We start from the raw sequence: 22,298 nt of genomic DNA on the forward strand, positions 1-22,298 counted from the left end.
TGGACTGGGAGTCTCCTGGCGCCGAAAGTCGTCCGTTGCGCTGCTCACCGCATGCATGGCAATTGCTGTCCATTCCTCCAGGGCAGACGCGCAGCAAGCCAACACACCGGGCGCAAAAGAGAGTGCCCATCTGGTCCTTCTTGGTACGTCTGGGGGACGAACTTCATGGCGCGGTGTACAGGCCGCGGGCATCTCGTCGGCCGTGGTAGTGAATGGCCATGTCTATTTGGTTGATTTAGGCGACGGTTGGCTCCGGCGATATTTCCAGGCTGGGTTGGGTGCAGCTGCGCCAGCGCGCGGCCTCGAATCGCTACGGGCTGCATTCATTACCCATTTGCATGCGGACCATGTGGTGGATTATCCGTCATTGGTTCTGTTCGGTGCGTCCGACGGACTAAGCGAGCGTAAGAGCCCCGTACGGGTGTTTGGGCCGGGCGCAAGAGGAAAGCTTCCGCCCGTCAGCGGCAGCACCGTTGGTGTGTCGGGCATCGTCGCACCAGAAAGCCCGACGCCGGGTACCGTCGCAATGACCGAGGCGATATACCGGGCGTTTGCTACCGACATCAACGACAATATTCTTGATAGTCGCAAACCGAACCCGCGTACACGTGTCGAAGTGCAGGACATCGTGATTCCTTCTCAAGACAGTATCGACCCGAATACCGATCCGGCACCAGAGATGGCACCGTTTCCGGTCTATCAGGATGAGAACGTCAAAGTCACCGCGACACTGGTCAGTCATCCGCCGGTCTATCCGTCATTTGCTTTCCGCTTCGATACCCCAGACGGATCTGTCGTCTTCTCTGGCGACACCAGCCCCAGTCGTAACCTGATCCGGCTCGCGCAAGGTGCGGACGTGCTCGTCCATGAAGTGATCGATACCGCGTGGGTCAACGCCTTGTATCCGCAGCCACGAAATGCAGCCCAGGAAGCTAAGGCGCACCATCTCGTGCATTCCCACACCGCGGTGGAAGACGTTGGCACGGTGGCGCAAGCGGCGAATGTGAAGGTACTGGTACTGTCGCACCTTGCGCCGGCCGACAATTCCGCAGGGCGTTGGACGAGGGCGAAGGAGGGGTTCAGTGGCGACGTTGTTGTCGGGAGCGATCTGCAGTGGATTCCGTTGCGGGCGAAATCGCGAACCGATTCGCGCCAGATGACAGTGCCACGGGCTGGAAACTGAAAGGGCCAGCGCCCGCAGGAACCTCATTTTCAATCGACTTTGCAGTGCCCATCGAGGGGCTGCGCATCCTCGGTTCAACGTGCGAGCCAGAGCGTCTCGACGGGTACTTATTCGCCCCCGCGCGACAGCACGGCCAGCGTAGAACCTGCATGAACCGTTCATGCGCCATGCGCTTGGTAGCGGCACAGAGGTCGCGCCTCGGCCGAATTGCTTGCGCAAGCTGCTCGCCGGCCGCGCCTGAGTGTGTGAAACAGCCTACCAAGCGTAGTGAACGACAACGTGTGCACAAGCACACGCTGTCATAGCCTGACGACCTCAGCTATCAGGGGTAATCTTGGCGTCGCTAACGATGCGACCGAACTTGACCGACTCTTGTTGGATAAACGTCTTGAACTGGTCCGGCGAAGTCGGACTGGGATTGCCACCAAGTTCCCGCAGCTTGTTATCGAGCTTCGGATCCTTCAGCGCTTCCGCTACCGCGGCGTTCAGGCGCGCCACCACCGGCGCGGGTGTCCCCTTGGGCGCGAACAGCCCGAACCAGTTTTCCAGCGTGTAACCCTTGAGACTCGCGGAGTCGGAGATTGCGGGAATCTCCGGTGCAAGCGGGCTCTTGCCTTGTGAAGTAATGCCAAGTACCCGAACCTTGCCATCCTTGATGAACTGGCGTGCGCCAGCCAGACTGACGAAGGTCATCTCGATATTTCCGCCGATCACATCCAGCAACTGGTTCGAAGCGCCGCGGTAGGGGACGTGCGTCAATTGCACACCTGCCTGCCGCGCCATCAGTTCGCCTGACAAGTGTTGCGGGTTGCCGACGCCGCTGGTGCCGTAGCGAACCTTGCCGGGGTTGGCCCGGGCATAAGCAATCAGTTCGTCGATAGTCTTGTACGGCAGCTTCGGGTTCACCACCACCACGTTGGGTACCTTGACGATCAGGCTGACTGGCAGTAGGTCTGTCTGGGGCGCGTACTGCATGCGGCTCTTGTAGACATAAGGATTGATTGCCGTTTCGCCAGCGGAACCCATCAGCAGTGTGTAGCCGTCAGCAGGCGCCTTGACCACAGCCTGCGCGCCAATCATGCCGCTGCCACCGCCCTTGTTTTCAACTACCACCGGCTGGCCCAGCACGGTGCGAAGCTTCTCGGCCAGTACGCGTGCCATGGCGTCGACGCCGCCGCCGGCGGAGAAGGGCACGACGATGGTGACGGGCTTGCTAGGGTAGGGAGCCTGGGCCATTGCGGCTCCGGAGGTCAAAGCGAGCAACAGAGCTGCCAGGTGTTTGGTGATGAATCGTACTTTCATGGTGTCTTCCTCTTGCTTGCTCTGCGAGGCGGCCTGCTGCGGCCGCCTTCGCCTGTGGTGTTGGTGTGCTGACTTCCCTTATTCATCCGAGCCGCCCATCTTGCGCAGGCCCTTGAACACGAACGGTGCAACCAGTGCCGCGGCTGCTATCGCCAGCAGCGCCGCCGAGCCGGGGTGGGAGACGAACACCCACGGATCGCCCAGGCTCATCTGCATCGCGCGGCGGAACTGGCTCTCGGCCATCGGACCCAGGATCAGGCCGACGATCATCGGCGCCACCGGGTAATCGAGGCAGCGCATGCCGAACCCCACCAGCCCGAACACCACCAGCATGGCCAGTTCCACGATGGACGGGTTGGCCGCCAGCGTGCCCATCGCGGCGAACACCAGGATGCCGGCGTAGAGCCACGGCTGCGGCAGCTTGAGCAGGCGCACCCAGATGCCGATCAGCGGCAGGTTCAGTACCAGCAGCATCACGTTGCCGATGAACAGGCTTGCCACCAGGCCCCACACCAGGTCGGGCTTGTCGGCGAACAGCAGCGGGCCGGGGACCAGCCCGTATTGCTGGAAGCCGGCCAGCATCATCGCCGCGGTGGCGGAGGTGGGCAGGCCCAGCGTCAGCAGCGGCACCAGCGTGCCTGTGGCGGCGGCGTTGTTGGCCGCTTCAGGGCCCGCGACGCCTTCGATCGCGCCGCGACCGAACTCGTCCTGGTGATCGGTCAGCTTGCGTTCGATGGTGTACGACAGCAGCGTCGGCACCTCGGCGCCGCCAGCCGGCAGCGCACCGATCGGAAAGCCCAGCGCGGTGCCGCGCAGCCACGCCTTCCACGAGCGCTTCCAGTCCGTGGCGGTCATGCGCAGCCCGCCCTTGACGGCTTCGATGGTGTCGTGCACGCCGGTGAACTTCGCGGCGGAGAAGAACGTTTCGCCCATCGCGAACAGGCCCACCGCCAGCGTGGTGACTTGGATGCCGTCGAGCATCTCCGGTACGCCGAAGGTCAGCCGCGCCTGCCCGGTAAGCTTGTCGATGCCGACCAGTCCCAGACCGATGCCGAGTGCCAGGCTGGTCAGTCCACGCAGCGTCGAATCGCCGAAGGTCGCCGACACCGTGACAAAGGCCAGCACCATCAGCGCAAAATAATCCCAGGGCCCGAACTGCACCGCCAGATCGACCAGCACCGGGGCCAGCAGCGCCAGGCCCACGGTGGCCAGCGTGCCGGCCACGAAGGAACCGATCGCCGCAGTCGCCAGTGCCTGCCCGGCGCGGCCGGCGCGGGCCATGCGGTGGCCCTCGATTGCCGTGGCGATCGAGGCCGCTTCGCCCGGCGTGTTGATCAGGATCGCGGTGGTCGAACTGCCGTACATGCCGCCGAAGTAAATTCCGGCGAACATGATCAGCGAGCCGGTCGGATCGAGCTTGAACGTGACCGGCAGCAGCAGCGCCACGGTCAGCGACGGGCTGATGCCCGGCAGGATCCCGACCAGCGTGCCGAGCAGCACGCCGATGCCGGCGAAAAGCAGGTTGCCCGGCTGGGCCGCGACGGCGAGGCCCTGAGCGAGGTAGGTAAAGACATCCATGGCGGCTCCCGCTTAACCGAAGATGAGGCGTTCCAGCGGCCCCGCCGGCAACGCCAGCGACAACGCCTTGGCGAAGAAAGCGAACACGAGCAGATTCAGCACCACGCCGATTGCCGCCGACCTGAGCACGCGGCGCTCACCGAACCCCAGCGCCGTAGCGATGAACAGCACCGTGGCGCCCGCGATAAAGCCAAGCTGCAGCTGCAGCCCCGCCATCAGCGCCAGCAGCCCGGCGAGCACCCAGCCGACCGCCTTCCAGTTCATCGGCCCGAGCGCGGGCGCTTCGGCCGCGCTGCCGCGGCGCACGGCGGCGATCAGGTGGACGACGCCCAGCAAGGCGAGCAGTGCGGCCACGAAGCGCAGGCCGATGGAAGGACCGATGCCGGCCGCGGGTGGCGGCGGTAACTGGCTGGCGTCGGCGAACAACACCAGCGCCAGCAGCAATAGCCCGGCGCCCACGATGGCCTTGGGCTTGTCAAAGCGTGCCGCGGTGGCGCGGTGTTCTGCGTGGGTAGTCATCGCTTTCATTTCGCCAGGCCGATCGATGCCAGGATGTCGCGCACGCGCGCCTGCTCAGACTTCAGGTACGCGCCGAACTGATCGGCGGGCAGGTAGGCATCGTCCCAGCCGCGGGCCTTCAAGATCTTCTGCCACTCCGGCGACTTGACCGCCTTTTCGACGGCAGCGGCCAGCGCGGCGGTCTGTTGCGGCGACAGGTTGGGCGGCGCCACAATGCCGCGCCAGTTCAGCAGCTCAACCTCCAGCCCTTGCTCCTTCAGCGTCGGCACGGCGATGCCGGGCAGGCGTTGTGCCGACGAAACCGCCAGCGCGCGCAGCTTGCCGGTCTTGATCTGGCTTTCGAACTCGTTGTAGCCCGAGACGCCCGCGGTGACCCGGCCGCCAAGCATTTCCGCCAGCGCCTCGCCGCCGCCGGAGAACGGTACGTAGTTCGTCTTCGCGGTATTGCCGCCGGCGGCCTTGACCACCAGCGCCGCCAGCATGTGGTCGGCGCCGCCGGCCGAGCCGCCGGCCCACACTACCTTGCCGGCATCGGCCTTGATCGCCACGGCGAGGTCCTGCATGGTCTTGTGCGGCGAGTTGGCCGGTACTACCACCACCAGCGCGTCGGCGGTCAGGCGCGCGATCGGCGTGACCTTGTCGGTGCTGACCGGCGCCTTGTTGGTGACGACCGCGCCGAGCATGGTGATGCCCATGGTCATCAGCTGGTTGCCGTCGCCCTTGGCGTTGTTGACGAACTGCGCCAGGCCCACCGTGCCGCCGGCGCCGGGGATGTTGTTGACCTGGACGCTCTTGGCCGCGCCGCTGGCGACCATGGCCTGCTGCAGCGAGCGCGAAGCGCCGTCCCAGCCGCCGCCGGGCGCGGCGGGAGCAGTGATCTTCAGTTCCAGGGGGGCGGTCTGCGCGTGGACGTGGTGCAGAGGAAGCGTTGCGCCGAGCAAGGCCAGCGCAGTGGTAGCGGCGAACCGGTGAAGGATGGCAAACATGGGGTGGTCTCCCGTTTATCGATGTTTATGAAAATGGCCGCTAGAGGGCCGAGTGGAACTTGAACCGCCAGTTTCAGGACGAACGATGCCAACCGCGCGCATTGAGCGGCGGCACCACCAGGCCAGCATTACTGTTTCGGAGGCAACGGCGGGAAGCGCTTCTGGTTTTCTGCCGCGCCGTTATTCAATTGAATTCAGCCAGCGTCTTCCGCGGGTGCGACCGAAGCCCCCGCGATCCGGTGTCGGGCCAGTGCCTCTGCAACGAAGCCGCAGGCCTTAATCTCTTCAACGAACGCGTGCAGGTAAGCAGAAGCACGCTGGCCCCGGCCTTGTGGCAACCCCATGGCCTGGCGGATCACCATGAAACGCTCGTCCAGCAGGCGCAGGCCAGGATGCTTCGCCGCGTCGGCTTCCAGTTGCTGGCGCACGCCGGCCGCCACTTCCAGTCCTTGCGCCAGGAAGGTCTGCACTACCGTCGGCGACGTCGGTGCGTGCACAATCTGCGCCGCCTGCAGTTCGCGCGTCAGAAACAGGTCATAGGCACTGCCCTTGCCGACCGCGACGCGGTTGCCGGCGACATCGACCTGCGTGTTGGAGCGGACCGGCGAATCGTCGCGCACCAGGTACCAGCCTTCGATCAGCACATAGGGAGCGGTGAAATGGATCGTCGCGGCCCGCTTTGGATCGACCGCGAAGAAGCCCACATCGGCGTCTTCGCTTGAGACAACTTCCACCGACTTGCCGGCGGTGTCGACTACGACCAGCTTCAGTTCCAGCCCCAGCCGCTCGGCCAGCGCCCCCGCCAGGTCAACGGAGACGCCGAACGGCCGCCCGTCCTCGCCGCGGTTAGCCAGGATGGGATTGCCGAGGTTGATGGAGGCACGCAGGATGCCAGTGGGGGCAAAGGCGTCAATCAGGTCGGAGTCAGTCTGCATGGAGAGGCCGGTCAGGGTTCGAGGAGGTTAGAGATGCTGGCCAGCGCGTCAAGCGTGTGGCGCAGGTGCTCGCGCATGAAGGCCGCGGCGTCTTCGTTCCTGTCGCGCTCCAGCAAGGCAAGGATGTGCAGATGCTGGCGCGCGTGCTCGGGATAGCGCTCGCGGTTGCGCATGGAGCGGTAGGACAGCAGGCGCCGCACGCGGTTGACGCGGCGGATTGCATCGGTGAAGAATGCGTTCCCCGAGGCTTCCACCAGCGATTCATGGAAGCGCACGCCACGGTCATGCAACTGGGCTGCGGTGTCGCTCTGAATGCCGCCGTCGAGCAGGTGCAGTTCCGCGGCGCGCAAGCGCTCCAGCACCTTGGTGTCCAGACGGTAGCCAGGTTCCAGCAGCGCGGCCGGCTCTAGCGCCAGGCGCATCCGGTATGACTGCAGCAGGCTGTCCGGCGTGGTCAGCATGGTAGAGAACTCCCAGCCGTAGCCCGGTTTGCGCTCTGCCCAGCCTTCCTGCGCGATCCGTTTGAGCACGGCGCTCAGCTGCGTTGCAGTCAGGCCGTAGCGGTTGCGCAGCGTCTGCTCGGGAATCTGCTGGGGCAGGTGGCCCTTGAGCAGGTCCTCGGCAATCTGGAAGTAAGCCTGCGAGACCATGTCCACTTCTGTCAGGCCAAGCTGCGCCGCCATTTGCACGGCGGGCAAGTCCAGCGGCCGCGCCAGGAAGAAACCGCGATTGCGCTCGCGAGCCAGCACGCCTTTTTCATGCAACTGCGCCAGCGCCTCGTTGACCGGCGTGCGCGAGACGCGCAGACGGTCGGCCAGCATTTGGGCAGGCAGGTGCGCGCCCACGGGCATGCCTTCGGTCTGGATCAGCTCGACGATGCGCGTGGCGATGGACTTGTCGTATTGCATGGATTGAGGTTCGTTAAGCTGTCGGACGCCGCTCAGCTGGATTCTTGCAACAGCGTCTTATGCAAGATGAGAGGGATGACACCCCCGTGCCGAAGCAGATCTGCTTCAAGTTGCGTCTCGACCGCAGCCGTGGCCTCGATCTCGTCGACACTGCCGCAGGCCCGCACGATGCGCACCGGAATGCGGCAGCGAGGTGCCATCGAATGCGCGGGGGCATCGACCTGGATTTTATCGCCGGGCAGGATGTGCAGCGCATCCGGGCCCATGCCGCGCGGCAACCGAATCGGCAAGATACCCATGCCGATCAGATTGGAGCGGTGGATGCGCTCGAAGCTCAACGCGATAACGGCGCGGATACCCAGCAGCCGCTGCCCCTTCGCAGCCCAGTCGCGTGATGATCCGGTCCCGTAGCGTTCCCCTGCAACCAGCACCACACTATCGCCGTCGGTCCGGTAGCGTGCGGCGACCTCGAAGATCGGCTCCACCCTGTTGCTGGGCACATGCAGCGTGTGGCCGGTAGGTGCGGGCGGATGCAGCAGGTTTGCCAGCGTCTTGTTGTAGAAAGCGGCTCGCATCATCACTTCCCAATTGCCGCGGCGGGAGGCGAACACGTTCAGGTCGTCGCGATCCTCGCCGCGCGCGACCAGGAAGTCGGCAATGAAGCTGTCCTTCGGAATAGCGCTGGCCGGCGAGATATGGTCGGTGGTTATGTCGTCGCCCAGCACTAGCAGCGGATAGGCCGCGTAACTGCCGAGCTGGCTGCCCTGGTCGGCGCAGGCAAAGGGCGGCCGGCGCAGCGCGGTCGAGGCCGGGTTCCACGGGTAGCGCGGCGTGTCTGGCGAGGGCAGGGCCTCCCACAGCGGGTTGGCGCTGGCGACGCGGAAGGCATCGCGGTAGTCGCCGGGCGTGGTGCCGCGCGCCACCAGCGCATCGATTTCCTCGCGCGTCGGCCACAGGTCTTTGAGGAAGACCGGGGTGCCGTCGGCGGCGGTCTGCACCGGGTCTCGGCTCAGGTCGGCCTCGGCGTTGCCAGCCAGCGCGAATGCCACCACCAGCGGCGGCGACATGATAAAGCCCAGGCTCAGGTCCGGGTGGACGCGCCCCGGGAAATTGCGGTTGCCCGAGAGGATGGCCACCGGGCGCGCGCTGCCGTCGGCAATCGCGTCGGCGATCGGTTGCGTCAATGGGCCCGAGTTGCCGATGCAGGTGGTGCAGCCGTAGCCGACGATGTCAAAGCCGACTGCAGCCAGGTCGTCGATCAGCCCGGCGCGTTCCAGGTAGCGCGCCGCGGCCGGCGAGCCCGGCGCCATGGAAGTCTTGATCCACTCCGGCACCCGCAGGCCGAGCGCGCGCGCCTTGCGTGCCACCAGTGCAGCCGCGACCAGCAGCGCGGGGTCGGTGGTGTTGGTGCAGCTGGTGATCGCGGCAATCGCGACCGGGTGCCGCGGCATGCCGGAGCCGGCATGCGCCGGCGTGAAGCCGAATGGCGCCAGCGCGCGCGCCGTGTCGGCATAGCCCAGCAAATCCTGCGGCCGGCGCGGGCCCGCCACGTGCATGCCGATGGTGCTCAGATCCAGCTCCAGCATGGTGGTGTAGCGCGGCTGTGCGGCGCCGTCGAACCACAGCCCGACGCGGCGGGTATAAGCCTCGACCAGCGCGATCGCGGCCTCGTCGCGGCCGGTGCTGCGCAGGTATTGCAGGGTGTGCTCGTCCACCGGGAAGAAGCCGGTGGTGGCGCCGTACTCGGGGGCCATATTGGCGACCACGGCGCGGTCGCCAGCGGACAGCGTCGACACGCCAGGGCCGAAGAACTCGACAAACTCGCCCGACACGCCAAGGTCGCGCAGCCGCTTGGTCACGGTCAGCGCCAGGTCGGTGGCCAGTACGCCGGGCTGCAGCGCGCCGGTCAGCCGCACGCCGATGACATCGGGAATGCGCTGCATCACCGGCATGCCGAACATCACGGTCTGCGCTTCCAGCCCGCCTACGCCCCAGCCCAGCACGCCGATGCCGTTGATCATCGGGGTGTGGCTGTCGGTGCCGATCATCATGTCCGGCACGGCCCAGGCTTCGCCGCCGCGCTGTTCGAGCGTGACCACGGTGGCGAGCTGCTCGAGGTTGATGGTGTGCATGATGCCGGTGCCTGGCGGATGGATGCGCACGCCGTGCAGCGCCTTGGAGGCCCAGCGCAGGAAGCCATAGCGCTCGGCATTGCGGCGCGTTTCCGTTTCCAGGTTGCGCGGCACGGCGTCGGCGCGGGCGTAGTACTCGACCGCCAGCGAATGGTCCACCGACGAATCCACCGGCAGCACCGGATTGAGCAGGTCGGGGTCGCGGCCGGCCTCGGCCACGGCGTCGCGCATCGCGGCCACGTCGACCAGGGCGGGCGTGCTGGTGGTGTCGTGCATCAGCACTCGGCCGGGCTGGTAGGCGATCTCGGCTTCGCTAGTGCCGTGCTCCAGCCAGGCGAGGATGCCGGCGACGGCGACCTCGCGCTCGGTGCCTTCGGCATTGCGAACCACGTTCTCCAGCAGCAGCCGCAGGACGACGGGCAGGCGCCAGAGCTGGTCGCCGGCGATGGCGGGCAGGTCCACGATGCGGTAAGTGGCGTCACCGACGCTCAGCGACGCCGTTTGGGAGAGGTTAGTGTTTTCCATGACTGTAGTTTTGCATGTCTATGCTTCAAAATGCAATCAAGTGAAAACCCGAAGACGCCCAAATGAAATCCCAGCAAGCGCCGAATTCTTCTCCTGACGGCTCCGCAACTGCCATGGATTCCACACGACGCGGCCGCCGGCAATGGCTGAAAGACGTCGCTGCCGCAGCGCTCGCTGGTCTCGGCGCGACGGTTGATCCCGCGCACGCTAAGCGCAACGTCAGGCCTCACACCCCCAGATCGAAAGGAAAGTTCATGTACGCCTATGTCGGCTCCCGCACCACCCGTGAGCGCAATGCCCGCGGTGACGGCATCAGTGTGTTTCGCGTGGAGGCAGCTAGCGGCGCGCTGGAGCCGGTGCAGGTCGTGGGCGACCTGGTCAACCCGTCGTTCCTGGCCCTGAACCGCCGGGGCGACCGCCTCTACAGCGTGCATGGCGACATGAGCGACGTCAGCGCCTTTGCCGTCGACCATGCCAGCGGGCAACTGGAATTCATCAACCGCCAGAGCACCCACGGCAAGAACCCCGTTCACCTCGCGCTGGACCCCAGTGAGCGCTTTATCGTCGTGTCCAACCATATCGGCGCCAGCCTCGCGGTATTGCCGCTGGACGGGGAGGGCGCGCTTGGCGAGATGACGCAGCTGGTCAAGCTGGACGGCCCCATCGGTCCGCACCGTACCGAGCAGAAGCAGGCCAAGCCGCACTTCAACCCATTCGATCCGTCCGGCAACTTTGTCATCGTGCCGGACAAGGGCCTGGACCGCACGTTCGCGTTCCACTTCGCCGACGGCAGGCTGGCACCGGCATCGCCCAGCTTTGTGGAGTCGCGCGAGGCGTCAGGACCGCGCCATGTGGCCTTCCATCCCAACGGCCGCTACGCGTATGTCGTCAACGAACTGGACTCGACGGTGACGACGTACGCTTACAAGCGCGACTCCGCGCAACTGACACCGCTGCAGATCCTGTCGACGCTGCCGCAAACCTTCACCGGCAACAGCCGTGCTGCCGAGATCGAGGTGGACCGCGCAGGGCGCTTTGTCTATGCGTCGAACCGTGGTCACGACAGCATCGCTGTGTTTGCCGTGGACTCGCGCACCAGCTTGTTGCGTTTTGCCGGCGCCGACCTGTCGCTCGGGCGCACGCCGCGCTTTTTCACCACCGATCCGAGCGGGCGCTTCCTGTACGCGCTCAACGAAGACAGCGACACCATCGTCGCCTTCCACATCAAGCCCGACTCGGGCCGGCTCTATCCCACCGGCTTTAGCGCGCGCACCGGCAGTCCGGTGTGCATGGTCTTCTCGCCGCAGAGTTGACCTGTTTTTCCACAAACCACTAAGGACCCGGCGTCGCCAACGCCGGGCAGACTGCATGCAATCCAGCGGTGGCGGTGATGTCGGCCTTCGTGCAGAACGCCACACAGCTCTATGTGCTGCGCTTCCTGCTAGGCGTGGCCGAAGCGGGCTTCTTCCCGGGCATCATCGTCTACCTGACAGCGTGGTTTCGCGCGAAGGAGCTGGCCACCACGGTGGCGCTGTTCACCGCGGCGATCCCGGTGTCCTACATCATCGGCGCGCCGCTCAGCACCTGGATCATGGACAACATCCACTGGCTGCAATGGAGCGGCTGGCGCTGGATGCTGTTGCTCGAAGGTGCGCCCGCCATTGTCGGCGGCGTGCTGTGCTACTTCTGCCTGACCGACCGGCCCGCGGACGCGAACTGGCTGAGCCCGGCCGAGAAGCAGTGGATCACGGACGAACTGGAGCGCGACCGGCGCGCCCGCCCAGCGGCCGCGCACCTGGGCACATGGAAGGTGATGCGAAATCCCAAGGTGCTGTACCTTGCCTTTATCTACTTCGTCTACCAGTGCGGCAGCCTGGGCGTAGGGTACTGGATGCCGCAGATCATCCAGGGGTTTTCGTCCAGCCTGACGCACACACAGGTCGGGCTGATCGCTATGTTCCCCTACGCCTTCGCCACCGCCGCGATGATCCTGTGGTCGCGCAGTTCGGACCGCAATAACGAGCGCCGCATCCATTCCGCGGTGCCGCTGGCGATCGCCGGACTGGCGCTGCTAGGCGCCGGTGTGTTCACCGGGCCCTATGTCGCGATCGCGCTGATCAGCCTGAGCATGGCCGGCCTGTACGCGTTCAAGTCGCCGTTCTGGGCGCTGCCGACGCTGTTCCTGACGCGCTCGACCGCGGCCGTGTCGATTGCCGTAATCAATGCAATCGGCAACCTCGGCGGCTTTGTCGGCCCGTATGCGATCGGCTATATCAAGGCCCGCACGCACCAGCCGACCACTGGACTGCTGTTCCTGGCGGGGCTGCTGGTGATTGCCTTCCTGATGACGTTGGTCATTCGCATCGATGAAGGCGGGCAGGGCGCCGAAGGCAAACTGGCGGCGCGCAATATGTAGACCTGTCCTGGCTGTTTCACCGCGCGGTGGCTCCTCTGCCGCCGCGATATCCACAGGCACTCCCGCCAAGCCAACCGGGCCGCGGATTCCGAAAGTGCCATTCCAAAACCGAGGAGTAAAAATGAACCGTACGCAATGCGCCGTACTGATGTGGCTCGCCTGTACCGGTGCCGCGCACGCCCAATCCAGCGTGACGCTCTACGGCGTGGCCGATATCGGCATCGAGTTTGTCAACAACAGACCAACGGCACAGGGCGGGAGCGCCAGTCAGTTCCGCATGCAGCCCGGTAACCAGTCCGGATCGCGCTTCGGGCTGCGCGGCATCGAGGATCTTGGCGGCGGTCTGAAGGCGTTGTTCTTGCTCGAGAACGGCACAAACCTAGATACCGGTACACTGGCCAATGGTACGGGGGCAACTTCTCGATTGTTCGGCCGGAGCGCATATGTCGGCGTGCAGCACGCCTGGGGCACGTTGACGCTGGGTCGCCAGGACGCCCCCATCTATGACTTTGCCAAGGTTTACGATCCCAGCGGGGTCAGCGCGCGCTATTCCATCACGTCGATGGATCCGGTGTTCTCGCAACGTATCGACAACTCGGCCAAGTATCTCGGTAAGTTCGGCGGGCTGCTGGTCGAGGCCACCTACAGCACGGGGTGGGACGTGGGGCTTGGCGGGGAAATCCCCGGCGCCGCGAGCGCCGGTCGCCAGATGGGAGGACAACTGGGGTACTCTTTCGGCAGCACCAGCGTGGCGGTAGCTTATGACCAGACCCAGGGTTCGTCAGCCGCTGCGCAAGGGTTGGCGAACAAGAATCTCGCCGTCGGTGCGGTGTCGACATTCGGGCCCATCAAGGCGTATGCCGGCTACCGTTGGAACCGGCTGCAATATGCCAACGGCAGCACGGCGCTGCCAGAGTCCACGCGTTCGGACATGTACTGGCTGGGTGCGTCCTACAGCCTTACAAAGTCGCTGCAGCTGACTGGTTCGGCTTACTACACGAACAACCACGACAACAATCAGGACCCCTGGCTGTTCATTGCGACGTTAGACTACGCGCTGTCAAAGCGTACCGACGTGTATCTGACGTCCGCCTATGCGATGAATCGCAATGGTTCGGACCTGGCAGTCGGATCCGGGAATACGGTTGTAGCGGGGCGTAGCCAAGTCGGGGCTCTGGTGGGCATGAGACACAAGTTCTAACCGTTATCGGCCAGCCTCATCGTGAACGTTGTGCTGGCCGAGTCCCGAGAGCTTGAATCCGGAGCAAAGAAGCAGCCTGTGAGCTCATGCGGTTGCAATCAAGATGCTGCTGGGTTCCGCCGAACCGCTAATGTCACTAGCTATCGGATTTCTCGCGTACTGCGTTGCGCAGATGCAGGCGCATGAAATCCGCTGCTGCCTCCTGCTGTCCTGCGAGCAGCATGTCGATCAGCGTCAGGTGCTCGCGACAGCGTCGTTCGGCCTGGTCCCGGTCCACGGCCTTGCGGTATTCCATGAGCCGGCGCAAGCGGTCGAGCCGTCGCAGACCTTCGAGAATGAACGCATTGCCCGAACAAGCCGCAATGGTTTCGTGCAAGCGGCTGTTTGCGTCAAACAGCGCAGCCGCTGACGCGGTGCGGGCGCCGCCGTTCGCCAGCGCTTCCTGCTCGGCGCGGCACCGCAGCAGCGCTTCGCGGTCGAGTTCGAAGGTCGGTTCCAGTATGCCGGCCGCTTCGATCAGCAGGCGATAGCGGTAGCCCTGCTTGTAAGTCTCGGCGGACGTGAGTACGGGCAAGAACATCCAACCGTGGCCGGGCAGTCGTTCAACCCATCCTTCCTGCGCCATACGGCGCAGGACCGCGCCAAGCTGCGCACGCGTGATGCCATATCTGCGCATCATTTCGTTTTCGGTGAAGCGGTCGGGCAGTACCCCATTGAGCCGTTCCTCAGCAATCCTGAAGTACACCGCCTCTGCGTTGTTGCCTTCGCTGCCATCTGGCTCCTGTCCATTGACCGGTACCGCGCGGCTGCCTTCGGCCACCGCATAGCCGCCCTCGGGATGTGCTGCGACCACTGACTGCGACGCCAGGCGCCGCAGGGCCTCGCGCACGGGCGAGCGCGACACCCGGAACTGCTCGGCCAATGCACGCTCGGGCAGGCGCGTGCCCGGCGCCATGCCGGTAGCAGAGATGTACTGATGAATGTTTGCCGCAAGGACATCGGCGAGCTGGCGGGCCATGAGGGGGCGGGTTCCAAACCGGTTGTCAGATGCTATCACATCTCTGAATGGTCTTTTGGGTTATTAAAAGCCCAATGATGGTCAGTTGCGCCAAGGCACCGGGATCGCGTCATGTTCGGCACGCAAGCAAAATGGCATCGGGTAAACGATACCATTTCCCCGCTCCGCCTTTTCCTGCAAGGGCTGGTGGTCTCCGTCGGTCGATTGCGGTTCTTTGTAAAAACAAAAAACCCTTTACATGGTTCTTTGAGCCTATAAAATTCCATCCATCGCGCCCTCCCGGCGGCGCACCGACCACAACAGGAGACGTAGTGCATCGCAGACAAGTGCTTCAGGCAGGCCTTGCGGCCATTGGCGGAATTTCACTCGTTGAAGCCATGGCAGCTAATGCAACTGGCATGTCCCTACAAGGAACTTCCGTGAACCAGGATCTCGTTGCCCACGTCAGCGCGCCATCTTTCCGGCCGCCGCCCGGCAGTTGTGATTGTCACGTCCACGTCTTCGACGGCGCGCGTTTCCCATTCGCGGCCAGGCGCTCGTACACGCCCGGTGATGCCCGTGTGGTCGACCTGGTCGCGTTTGAGCAGCGCATCGGTATCGATCGCGTCGTGCTGGTACAGCCGAGCGTCTACGGCTTTGACAACGCGGCACTGCTCGACGCGTTGGGCCGGCTTGGCGAAAGGGCACGCGGTGTGGCCGTGATCGACCTGGAGACGGTCGCGCCCGCGGTGCTGCAGGCCATGCATGCTCAAGGCGTGCGAGGCATCCGCCTGAACCTGGAGGTGAGCGGCCAGCGCAACCATGGCTTTGCGCTGAAGCAGCTGAAGCGCGCGGAGGGATTGGTTGGACCCCTCGGCTGGGCGGTACAGGTCTATGCAGATGTCGATGTGATTGCCGAACTGGCTGTCGATATCGCGGCGCTGAAAGTGCCCGTGGTGCTCGACCACTTCGCCGGCATCAAGTCCCACAAGAAGGACGAACAGAAGACGGCATTCGCCAGCGTGGTCGAGCTGGTGAAGCGCGGCAACGCGTACGTAAAGCTGTCGGCGCCGTATCGCGCATCGCATAGCGCTCCCGATTTTGACGACGTTGCCGAATTTGCCATGGCGCTGATCCAGGCCAGGCCAGACCGCCTGGTGTGGGCGTCGGACTGGCCGCATACCGGCAGCTCGGCCAGCCGCACCGGCAATCTCGATCAGGTCGAGCCCTTCCGCAAGACGGATGCAGGGCGCGCACTGAACCAGTTGGCGAGCTGGGCCAGCACGCCCGTGCTGCTGCAACGCATTCTCGTTGACAACCCGGCCCGGCTCTACGGCTTTGACCCTGTAGCGGCCTGACCACGCACCAGTGAATCCGCAGGAGCTATCCATGACGATCAAGACCCCTTCAGGCGCCGTGCTGCTCAAGCCCGATCAATTGCCTGCCTATGACCGTGGCGGCGGCGCCAGCACGACTCCGCTGGTCGGCAAGTTCGTCGGGTCTGACAGCTTTATCACCGGCTACACGTCTTTTGCCGGTGGCGTGGAAATTCCGTTCCACAGCCATAACTGCCAGGAGAGCGTTGTGCTGGTTGAAGGCGAGGCCATGCTCGATATCGACGGGCTCGAATACCGTCTGAAGCCGCTGGATACCACGTTCATACCGCCCAACGTGCCGCACCGCTTCCGCAACCTGTCGAAGACGGCGCCGATGAAGATCCTCTGGATCTACGCCGCCACCGACGCCACCCGTACCTTGGTCGATAGCGGCGAAACGCGGCCTGTATCGGCCGAGCACCAGACCCCCAAGGCCTAACTGAGACTTCCACCATGCGTATTCTTGTTCTCCCGGGCGACGGCATCGGCCCCGAAATCGTTGCTGCCTCCATCGATGTCCTGAAGCAGGCCGATCAGGCCTTTGATCTGGGCCTGCAGTTCGACTATGAAGATGTCGGCTTTGCCAGCCTGGAAAAGCATGGCACGACGCTGCGGCAGGAAGTGCTGGACAAGGCCACATCGTATGACGGCGTGATCCTTGGCACCCAGTCGCACGCAGACTATCCTGCGCCGGAAAAGGGCGGGCGCAATATCTCCGCAGCCTTCCGTTGCGACCTGGACCTGTACGCCAATGTGCGGCCCTCCCGTTCGCGCGAGTTCCTGTGCAAGGGCGCCAGGAACATGGATCTCGTCATCATGCGCGAGGCGACCGAAGGTTTCTATCCCGATCGCAATATGTACGAAGGTTGGGGCGAGATGATGCCGTCGAAGGACATGGCGATCTCGGTCCGCAAGATCACCGCGCACTGCTCGGAGCGCATCGCTCGCCGTTCGTTCGAACTGGCGATGAAGCGCAAGAAGCATGTGACCGCGATCCACAAGGCCAACAGCTTCCACATGACCGACGGCCTGTTCCTGCGCGAAGTGCGCAAGGTGGCGGCCGAGTTCCCCGAGGTAAAGTTCGACGACCTGCTGGTGGACGCATCGACCGCATATCTGGTACGCGATCCGTCGCGCTTCGACGTGATCGTAGCGACGAATTTCTATGGCGACATCCTGTCGGACCTGGCGAGCGAACTCTCGGGCAGCCTAGGACTCGGTGGGTCGGTCATGGCGGGCGATTCGCTGTGTTGCGCGCAGGCCCAGCATGGTTCGGCACCGGATATCCAGGGGCAGGACAAAGCCAACCCGACATCGATGATCCTGTCCGTCGCCATGCTCATGCAATGGCTTGGCGAACGTCGTGCAATGCCGAACTTTGTCGCTGCCTCTCAGGCCATCGACGCCGCCGTAGACAGGGTGCTGGCGAACCCCGCCACGCGCACGGCAGACCTGGGCGGCACCATGGGCTGCGCCGCTTTTGGCAAGGCCGTCGCAGTGAGCATTGTCAAGGCCTGATACCCGCCTCGCGATGGGCGCGGTGAGACATCGCGCCTAAGCACCACAAGAACTATCCGGAGACAACATGCATCCACTTAAGTCATTGCTGGCGTTGACCCTCGCTAGTGTGTCGTTCATCGGCAGCGCCGGCGCCAACGGCAGCTACCCCTCGAAGCCGGTCAGCATCATCGTGCCGTTCGCGCCGGGCGGCGGTAGCGACAACGTGTCGCGCTATATCGCCACACGTTTGTCGGAGAAAACAAAGGCGCAGTTCATTATCGACAACCGTCCCGGTGCCGGCACCAACATCGGCAATGAGGCTGCGGCTCGTGCGGTGCCGGATGGCCAGACATTACTGTTCGGGCAGGTCGCGTTGTCGATCAATCCGTTCGTCTACAAGAAGCTGCGCTACGACACGGAGAAAGATTTCGTGCCGGTGGTGCAGATTGCAACGTCCCCGACCGTGCTGGTCGTGACGAAGGACTTTCCGGAGAAGGACCTCAAGGGCGTCATCCGGTATATCAAGGCCAATCCGGGCAAGGTCAATTTCGCGTCGGGCGGGAAGGGCACGTCGGTCCATTTGGCCGGGGAACTGTTCCGCAGCATGATCCACGCGGACATGATCCACGTTCCATACAAGGGCAGCGGCCCGGCCGTGACCGATCTGATCGGCGGGCAGGTGCAAATGATGTTCGATACCGCCGCTTCGGCGCTGCCTCAGCTCAAGGGCGGCAAGCTGCGTGCCATCGCCGTCACGGGTACGCATCGCCTGCCCGAACTGCCCGACGTGCCCACCTTCACCGAGGCTGGCCTGAACGGCTTTGACGCTCCGGCATGGTACGGGCTGCTGGCGCCGGCCGGCACGCCGAAGCAGGCCATTCAGTTCCTCAACACACAGGTCAATGACATCCTCAGGGAACCTGCGACGAAACAGCGGCTGGCCCAGCTTGGCGCCGAGGCTGCAGGTGGTTCACCAGAGGATTTCTCGCGCTTCATGCGCACCGAATCGGCACGATGGTCGGGCGTTGTGAAGACGGCAAACGTGGCTGCCGACTAACCCATCGCCAATCCCTCGCCGCGCCGGAGCCATCGCCCGGTACGCGGCGCCACTCCGCACTTCCAAACCTCCTCTAGACCGGTCTCCTCGAAAGTTAGCCATGACCCAAACCATAACGACGTACAACCCGAGTACCGGCGCAGCGCTGCAGACCTACCAAGGCTGGACCGCAGAACAGATCGAGACGGCCGTCACCGCTGGCCACGCCGCCGCGAAGGCATGGGGTACCCGGCCACTAAAGGATCGTGTGGCGGCAGTGCGTCGCCTGGCCGACGAACTGCGCCGCCAGGCCAAGCCATTCGCCGAATTGATTACCGCGGAAATGGGCAAGGTGCTGGCCGAGGCCGCGGGCGAAATGGAGAAATCCGCGGTTACCGCGACCTACTACGCCGACAACGCCGCCCGGATCCTGGCAGACGAGAAGATTGACATCGAGGGTGCAGACACCTGGGTAAGCTACGTGCCGATTGGCCTGGTACTCGCCGTGATGCCGTGGAACTTTCCTGTGTGGCAGGTCATGCGCTTTGCCATTCCGGCGATCACGGCTGGCAACGGCGTGCTGCTCAAGCATTCGCCCAATGTCACGGGCTGCGCGTTGGCACTCGAGAAGCTGTTCGTCGACGCCGGACTGCCGAAGCATCTCGTTACGACGCTGGTCGTTGCCGAGCCGGAAGTCCCACAGGTGATCGATGGCCTGATCCAGGATGACCGCATCGCGGCCGTGACGCTGACCGGGTCCAATCGCGCGGGTGCCGCAGTCGGCGCCGCGGCCGGTCGCGCATCGAAGAAGTCAGTGCTGGAACTGGGCGGTTCCGATGCATTCATCGTGCTCGATGATGCCAACCTTGACAAAGCCGTAGCCGCAGCCGTCAAGGCGCGTTTCCACAATGCCGGACAGAGCTGCGTCTGCGCCAAGCGCTTTATCGTGCTGGAGAGCATTGCCGGGGCATTCACCGAGCGCTTCGTGCAAGCCGCGCACGCGCTCGTCGTCGGCAACCCGAATGAATCCGCTACGCAGATGGGGCCGCTGGCTCGCCCCGACCTGCGCGATGCGCTGGATCAGCAAATCCGTCGGTCGGTACAAGCGGGCGCAGTGCTGCTAGCTGGCGGAAAGGCCGTGGAGGGGCCGGGCAATTTCTACACGCCGACGGTGCTCGGCAACATGCAGCCAGGCATGGCCGCTTTTGATGAAGAGACCTTTGGCCCGTTGGCGGCGATCGCCATCGCCAAAGATGATGCCGATGCGGTGCGCCTGGCCAACGCCACGCCGTTCGGTCTGTCGGTAAGTGTCTGGGCCGGGTCTACCCCGCGTGCGCTGGCCGTGGCCAAGGGCATCACCAGCGGCGCAGCCTTCATCAATGCCATTACGGCATCCGATGCGCGCGTGCCGTTCGGCGGCACCAAGAAGTCCGGCTACGGCCGAGAGCTTGCCGCCGCCGGCATCCGCGAATTCACCAACGTGCGCACTTACTGGACCATCGCGTCGGCTTGAACGTCGCGACGAGTGCCTCAGCTTGTCCACGGCAGTTTCCTCGGCAATTGCCGAGTTTCATGGATCTAAAGGGTGGCACGTTGGAAGGCGTGTCCATGTTCGGCACAGCTTCTGATAGTGCAGCGCGCGCCAACGCACGCGAATGCTTCTACCGGGTCGCGGCAGATAGCCGCCGACTACGACGACCGGGGAATGAGGTGCCAGTTAGCACTTCCTGGCCGACTCGGAGCGAACAGATAGGAAGCGATGCAGGGCACTCAGGGAAAGTGAGCGCCCCCCCTTGTAGGGTAAGAGCTTTCGATGAGTTGCCACGACTGGCGGGTGGCGGTGCAAAGTCCAATGCTGTTTGCCTTGGGGACTCTTCGCAAAGCGCAACATTGCGTCTATTACGATAAGTATCCTTATCGTAATAGCCGAATCAATACGCTAAACTGGCGTGCATGAAAACCCGCCTCACGCTGACCGCCCCGGAACCGACCCCGCCATCCGGCTTCCCCAACGCGCCATCGCTTGCCGCGCTGCGCGCCTGGCACGCCGGCCTGACGACTCGGGAGGCCGTCGCCAGGTACCTGGGCGAGGAGCGGGCGCAAGGGCAGTCGTCGCGCAGCATTCTCGGACGCATCCGCCGTCAGCTTGCGGCCCATGCCCGCAGCCGCCAGCGCGAGGACCTGGCCCGGCTGTTCGAGATTTCCGCCGCAGAGCGGGCGGAGCAGGGCAGGGCAGCGGACCAGGCCATCGAGGCACTGCGCACGCTGCCGCCGCCGGCGCCGGCGCCGGCCATCAGCGACGACCTCGGCATGTGGCTGGCGCCGCGCACGGTCGCCGCGCTGCGGGCGCAGGGCATCGACACGCTGGCGGCACTGACTGTTCGGGTGCCGCGCCGGCGCCGCTGGTGGGCCGCGATCCCGGGCCTGGGAGCGGCCAGGGCCCGGCAGGTCGAAGCCTTCTTTGTCCGGCACCCGCAACTGACCGAACGCGCCCAAGCGCTGGTCGCGCAGGCGCCGCAGGGCATGGTCGTGCCATGGGAGCAACTGCGGCTGCCGCATGAAGTGAATGGGTCGCAGGGAAAGTTCCGCGCGCCGCGCGCGACCTGCACCCTCAATGCGGACAACGATTACGCGGCGATCCAGGCGTGGCTGGCCTTGCATGAGTCGCCAGCCACCCAGCGCACCTATCGCAAAGAGGCCGAGCGGCTGATCCTGTGGGCGATTGTCGAGCGCGAACGGCCGTTGTCGTCGCTCACCACGGAGGATGCGACGGCCTATCGCAGCTTCCTGCTGCGACCGGTGCCCCGGGAGCGCTGGGTAGGGCCAGCGAGACCGCGTACCTCGCCCGACTGGCGTCCGTTCACCGGCGGTCTGTCGGCGCGCTCCACTGCCCATGCCTTGTCCATATTGGGGGCGATGTTCCGCTGGCTGATCCAGCAGCGCTATGTGCTGGCCAACCCGTTCGCCGGCATCAAGGTGCGCGGAGGCGCGCGGACCGCGGCGCTGGACAGCTCGCACGCGTTCACCGAAGGCGAATGGCTGCTGATCCGCACCCTTGCCGACGGCCTAGAGTGGTCCTATGGCTGGGGCGGCCCGGCGGCCCAGCGGCTGCGCTTTGTGTTGGACTTCGGCTACGCCACCGGGCTCCGCGCCAGCGAACTGGTCGGCGCAACGCTGGGCGATATCGAGACCGACGGGCAGGGCGACCACTGGCTCGGGCTGGTGGGCAAAGGCAGCCGCGCCGGACGGGTCGCGCTGCCTCCGCTGGCCCGAACGGCGCTCAATCGTTATCTGGTCGAGCGCGGCCTACCGGTGACACCGGCTCGATGGGATCCCCGGACGCCGCTTATCGGCGGGCTGGGCAAAGAAACAGGCAGCGGCATAACCAGCACGCGCCTGTGGCACGTGGTGAGGCGATTCTTCGCCCAGGCGGCCGACATGATCGGCATAGACCATCCGGCCGCCGCGGAGAAGTTGCGGCGGGCCAGCCCGCACTGGATGCGGCATACCCACGCGACCCATGCGCTGGCACGCGGAGCCGAGCTGACGACCGTCAGGGACAACCTCCGGCATGCCTCTATCTCCACCACATCCATTTACTTGCATGCCGATGACGTGAAGCGGGCGCGGCAGCTCAATTCTGCTTTTGCGACCTGAATCACACCCAACAAGCGTTGATCATATGCACTTCTTTTTTCCGAAGA

17 protein-coding genes and 1 pseudogene are annotated in these 22,298 nt (G+C 64.6%); 10 read left to right on the top strand and 8 right to left on the bottom strand.

Annotated elements, in window-relative coordinates:
* The first annotated feature begins 55 nt into the window (after window positions 1-55).
* Entirely contained in the window at window positions 56-1,183 is a 1,128-nt protein-coding gene (locus CBM2586_RS23380) for an MBL fold metallo-hydrolase (protein ID WP_240988011.1), read from the top strand.
* A 315-nt stretch (window positions 1,184-1,498) separates the two neighbouring features.
* Here CBM2586_RS23380 and CBM2586_RS23385 read toward each other — a convergent pair whose 3' ends face one another.
* The 7 genes from CBM2586_RS23385 to acnA form a co-directional block, all read right to left on the bottom strand.
* On the bottom strand, window positions 1,499-2,485 hold the full coding sequence (locus CBM2586_RS23385) for a Bug family tripartite tricarboxylate transporter substrate binding protein (protein WP_172587110.1): 987 nt from the start codon (window positions 2,483-2,485) through the stop codon (window positions 1,499-1,501).
* A gap of 78 nt (window positions 2,486-2,563) precedes the next feature.
* Entirely contained in the window at window positions 2,564-4,063 is a 1,500-nt protein-coding gene (locus tag CBM2586_RS23390; RefSeq protein WP_115690101.1) for a tripartite tricarboxylate transporter permease, read from the bottom strand.
* 12 nt (window positions 4,064-4,075) lie between these two features.
* Window positions 4,076-4,582 carry a tripartite tricarboxylate transporter TctB family protein gene (locus CBM2586_RS23395; RefSeq protein WP_172587111.1) on the bottom strand — a complete coding sequence of 169 codons (507 nt, stop codon included), beginning with the start codon at window positions 4,580-4,582 and terminating at the stop codon, window positions 4,076-4,078.
* A gap of 5 nt (window positions 4,583-4,587) precedes the next feature.
* On the bottom strand, window positions 4,588-5,568 hold the full coding sequence (locus CBM2586_RS23400; RefSeq protein WP_115690105.1) for a Bug family tripartite tricarboxylate transporter substrate binding protein: 981 nt from the start codon (window positions 5,566-5,568) through the stop codon (window positions 4,588-4,590).
* 194 nt (window positions 5,569-5,762) lie between these two features.
* Window positions 5,763-6,503 carry an ABC transporter substrate-binding protein gene (locus CBM2586_RS23405; RefSeq protein WP_115690107.1) on the bottom strand — a complete coding sequence of 247 codons (741 nt, stop codon included), beginning with the start codon at window positions 6,501-6,503 and terminating at the stop codon, window positions 5,763-5,765.
* Window positions 6,504-6,514: 11 nt separating this feature from the next.
* Window positions 6,515-7,411 carry a GntR family transcriptional regulator gene (locus tag CBM2586_RS23410; protein ID WP_115690109.1) on the bottom strand — a complete coding sequence of 299 codons (897 nt, stop codon included), beginning with the start codon at window positions 7,409-7,411 and terminating at the stop codon, window positions 6,515-6,517.
* A gap of 32 nt (window positions 7,412-7,443) precedes the next feature.
* A complete protein-coding gene (gene acnA / locus CBM2586_RS23415; protein ID WP_115690111.1) occupies window positions 7,444-10,068 on the bottom strand; it encodes an aconitate hydratase AcnA in 2,625 nt (874 codons plus the stop codon).
* A gap of 254 nt (window positions 10,069-10,322) precedes the next feature.
* On the opposite strand from acnA, the gene CBM2586_RS23420 reads away from it, so the two are divergent.
* From CBM2586_RS23420 to CBM2586_RS23430, 3 genes and pseudogenes are all read left to right on the top strand, one after another.
* Window positions 10,323-11,381: a lactonase family protein gene (locus CBM2586_RS23420; RefSeq protein ID WP_115690113.1), complete on the top strand. Its 1,059-nt coding sequence runs from the start codon at window positions 10,323-10,325 to the stop codon at window positions 11,379-11,381.
* 68 nt (window positions 11,382-11,449) lie between these two features.
* Window positions 11,450-12,484 (top strand): annotated as a pseudogene (locus CBM2586_RS23425) (MFS transporter); the annotation flags it as partial.
* Between the two features lie 121 nt (window positions 12,485-12,605).
* The gene (locus CBM2586_RS23430) at window positions 12,606-13,685 is read left to right on the top strand and encodes a porin (protein ID WP_115690115.1); all 1,080 of its coding nucleotides are present in this window, start codon (window positions 12,606-12,608) and stop codon (window positions 13,683-13,685) included.
* A 136-nt stretch (window positions 13,686-13,821) separates the two neighbouring features.
* Here the strand turns inward: CBM2586_RS23430 and CBM2586_RS23435 are convergent, their stop codons facing one another.
* Window positions 13,822-14,703, bottom strand: a complete 882-nt coding sequence (locus CBM2586_RS23435; protein WP_115690117.1) for a GntR family transcriptional regulator — start codon at window positions 14,701-14,703, stop codon at window positions 13,822-13,824.
* A gap of 419 nt (window positions 14,704-15,122) precedes the next feature.
* Between CBM2586_RS23435 and CBM2586_RS23440 the strand changes: the two genes are divergently transcribed.
* From CBM2586_RS23440 to CBM2586_RS23465, 6 genes are all read left to right on the top strand, one after another.
* Window positions 15,123-16,040, top strand: a complete 918-nt coding sequence (locus CBM2586_RS23440; RefSeq protein WP_172587112.1) for an amidohydrolase family protein — start codon at window positions 15,123-15,125, stop codon at window positions 16,038-16,040.
* Between the two features lie 31 nt (window positions 16,041-16,071).
* Entirely contained in the window at window positions 16,072-16,497 is a 426-nt protein-coding gene (locus CBM2586_RS23445; RefSeq protein WP_115690121.1) for a cupin domain-containing protein, read from the top strand.
* 14 nt (window positions 16,498-16,511) lie between these two features.
* On the top strand, window positions 16,512-17,576 hold the full coding sequence (locus tag CBM2586_RS23450) for an isocitrate/isopropylmalate dehydrogenase family protein (protein ID WP_115690123.1): 1,065 nt from the start codon (window positions 16,512-16,514) through the stop codon (window positions 17,574-17,576).
* Window positions 17,577-17,643: 67 nt separating this feature from the next.
* Window positions 17,644-18,615: a Bug family tripartite tricarboxylate transporter substrate binding protein gene (locus tag CBM2586_RS23455; protein ID WP_240988012.1), complete on the top strand. Its 972-nt coding sequence runs from the start codon at window positions 17,644-17,646 to the stop codon at window positions 18,613-18,615.
* Between the two features lie 100 nt (window positions 18,616-18,715).
* Window positions 18,716-20,107: an aldehyde dehydrogenase family protein gene (locus CBM2586_RS23460; RefSeq protein ID WP_115690125.1), complete on the top strand. Its 1,392-nt coding sequence runs from the start codon at window positions 18,716-18,718 to the stop codon at window positions 20,105-20,107.
* Window positions 20,108-20,547: 440 nt separating this feature from the next.
* A complete protein-coding gene (locus CBM2586_RS23465; protein WP_115690127.1) occupies window positions 20,548-22,251 on the top strand; it encodes a phage integrase family protein in 1,704 nt (567 codons plus the stop codon).
* Window positions 22,252-22,298: the final 47 nt, after the last annotated feature.

Origin of the sequence: Cupriavidus taiwanensis (assembly GCF_900250115.1) — a bacterium.
In the GTDB taxonomy this organism is placed as follows: domain Bacteria; phylum Pseudomonadota; class Gammaproteobacteria; order Burkholderiales; family Burkholderiaceae; genus Cupriavidus; species Cupriavidus taiwanensis_B.

Coding starts and splice junctions, on each gene's coding strand:
- CBM2586_RS23445 (WP_115690121.1), top strand. CDS start 16,072: ATGACGATCAAGACCCCTTCAGGCGCCGTGCTGCTCAAGCCCGATCAA.
- acnA (WP_115690111.1), bottom strand. CDS start 10,068: ATGGAAAACACTAACCTCTCCCAAACGGCGTCGCTGAGCGTCGGTGAC.
- CBM2586_RS23455 (WP_240988012.1), top strand. CDS start 17,644: ATGCATCCACTTAAGTCATTGCTGGCGTTGACCCTCGCTAGTGTGTCG.
- CBM2586_RS23400 (WP_115690105.1), bottom strand. CDS start 5,568: ATGTTTGCCATCCTTCACCGGTTCGCCGCTACCACTGCGCTGGCCTTG.
- CBM2586_RS23385 (WP_172587110.1), bottom strand. CDS start 2,485: ATGAAAGTACGATTCATCACCAAACACCTGGCAGCTCTGTTGCTCGCT.
- CBM2586_RS23395 (WP_172587111.1), bottom strand. CDS start 4,582: ATGACTACCCACGCAGAACACCGCGCCACCGCGGCACGCTTTGACAAG.
- CBM2586_RS23405 (WP_115690107.1), bottom strand. CDS start 6,503: ATGCAGACTGACTCCGACCTGATTGACGCCTTTGCCCCCACTGGCATC.
- CBM2586_RS23435 (WP_115690117.1), bottom strand. CDS start 14,703: ATGGCCCGCCAGCTCGCCGATGTCCTTGCGGCAAACATTCATCAGTAC.
- CBM2586_RS23390 (WP_115690101.1), bottom strand. CDS start 4,063: ATGGATGTCTTTACCTACCTCGCTCAGGGCCTCGCCGTCGCGGCCCAG.
- CBM2586_RS23450 (WP_115690123.1), top strand. CDS start 16,512: ATGCGTATTCTTGTTCTCCCGGGCGACGGCATCGGCCCCGAAATCGTT.
- CBM2586_RS23465 (WP_115690127.1), top strand. CDS start 20,548: ATGAAAACCCGCCTCACGCTGACCGCCCCGGAACCGACCCCGCCATCC.
- CBM2586_RS23410 (WP_115690109.1), bottom strand. CDS start 7,411: ATGCAATACGACAAGTCCATCGCCACGCGCATCGTCGAGCTGATCCAG.
- CBM2586_RS23420 (WP_115690113.1), top strand. CDS start 10,323: ATGTACGCCTATGTCGGCTCCCGCACCACCCGTGAGCGCAATGCCCGC.
- CBM2586_RS23460 (WP_115690125.1), top strand. CDS start 18,716: ATGACCCAAACCATAACGACGTACAACCCGAGTACCGGCGCAGCGCTG.
- CBM2586_RS23380 (WP_240988011.1), top strand. CDS start 56: ATGGCAATTGCTGTCCATTCCTCCAGGGCAGACGCGCAGCAAGCCAAC.
- CBM2586_RS23430 (WP_115690115.1), top strand. CDS start 12,606: ATGAACCGTACGCAATGCGCCGTACTGATGTGGCTCGCCTGTACCGGT.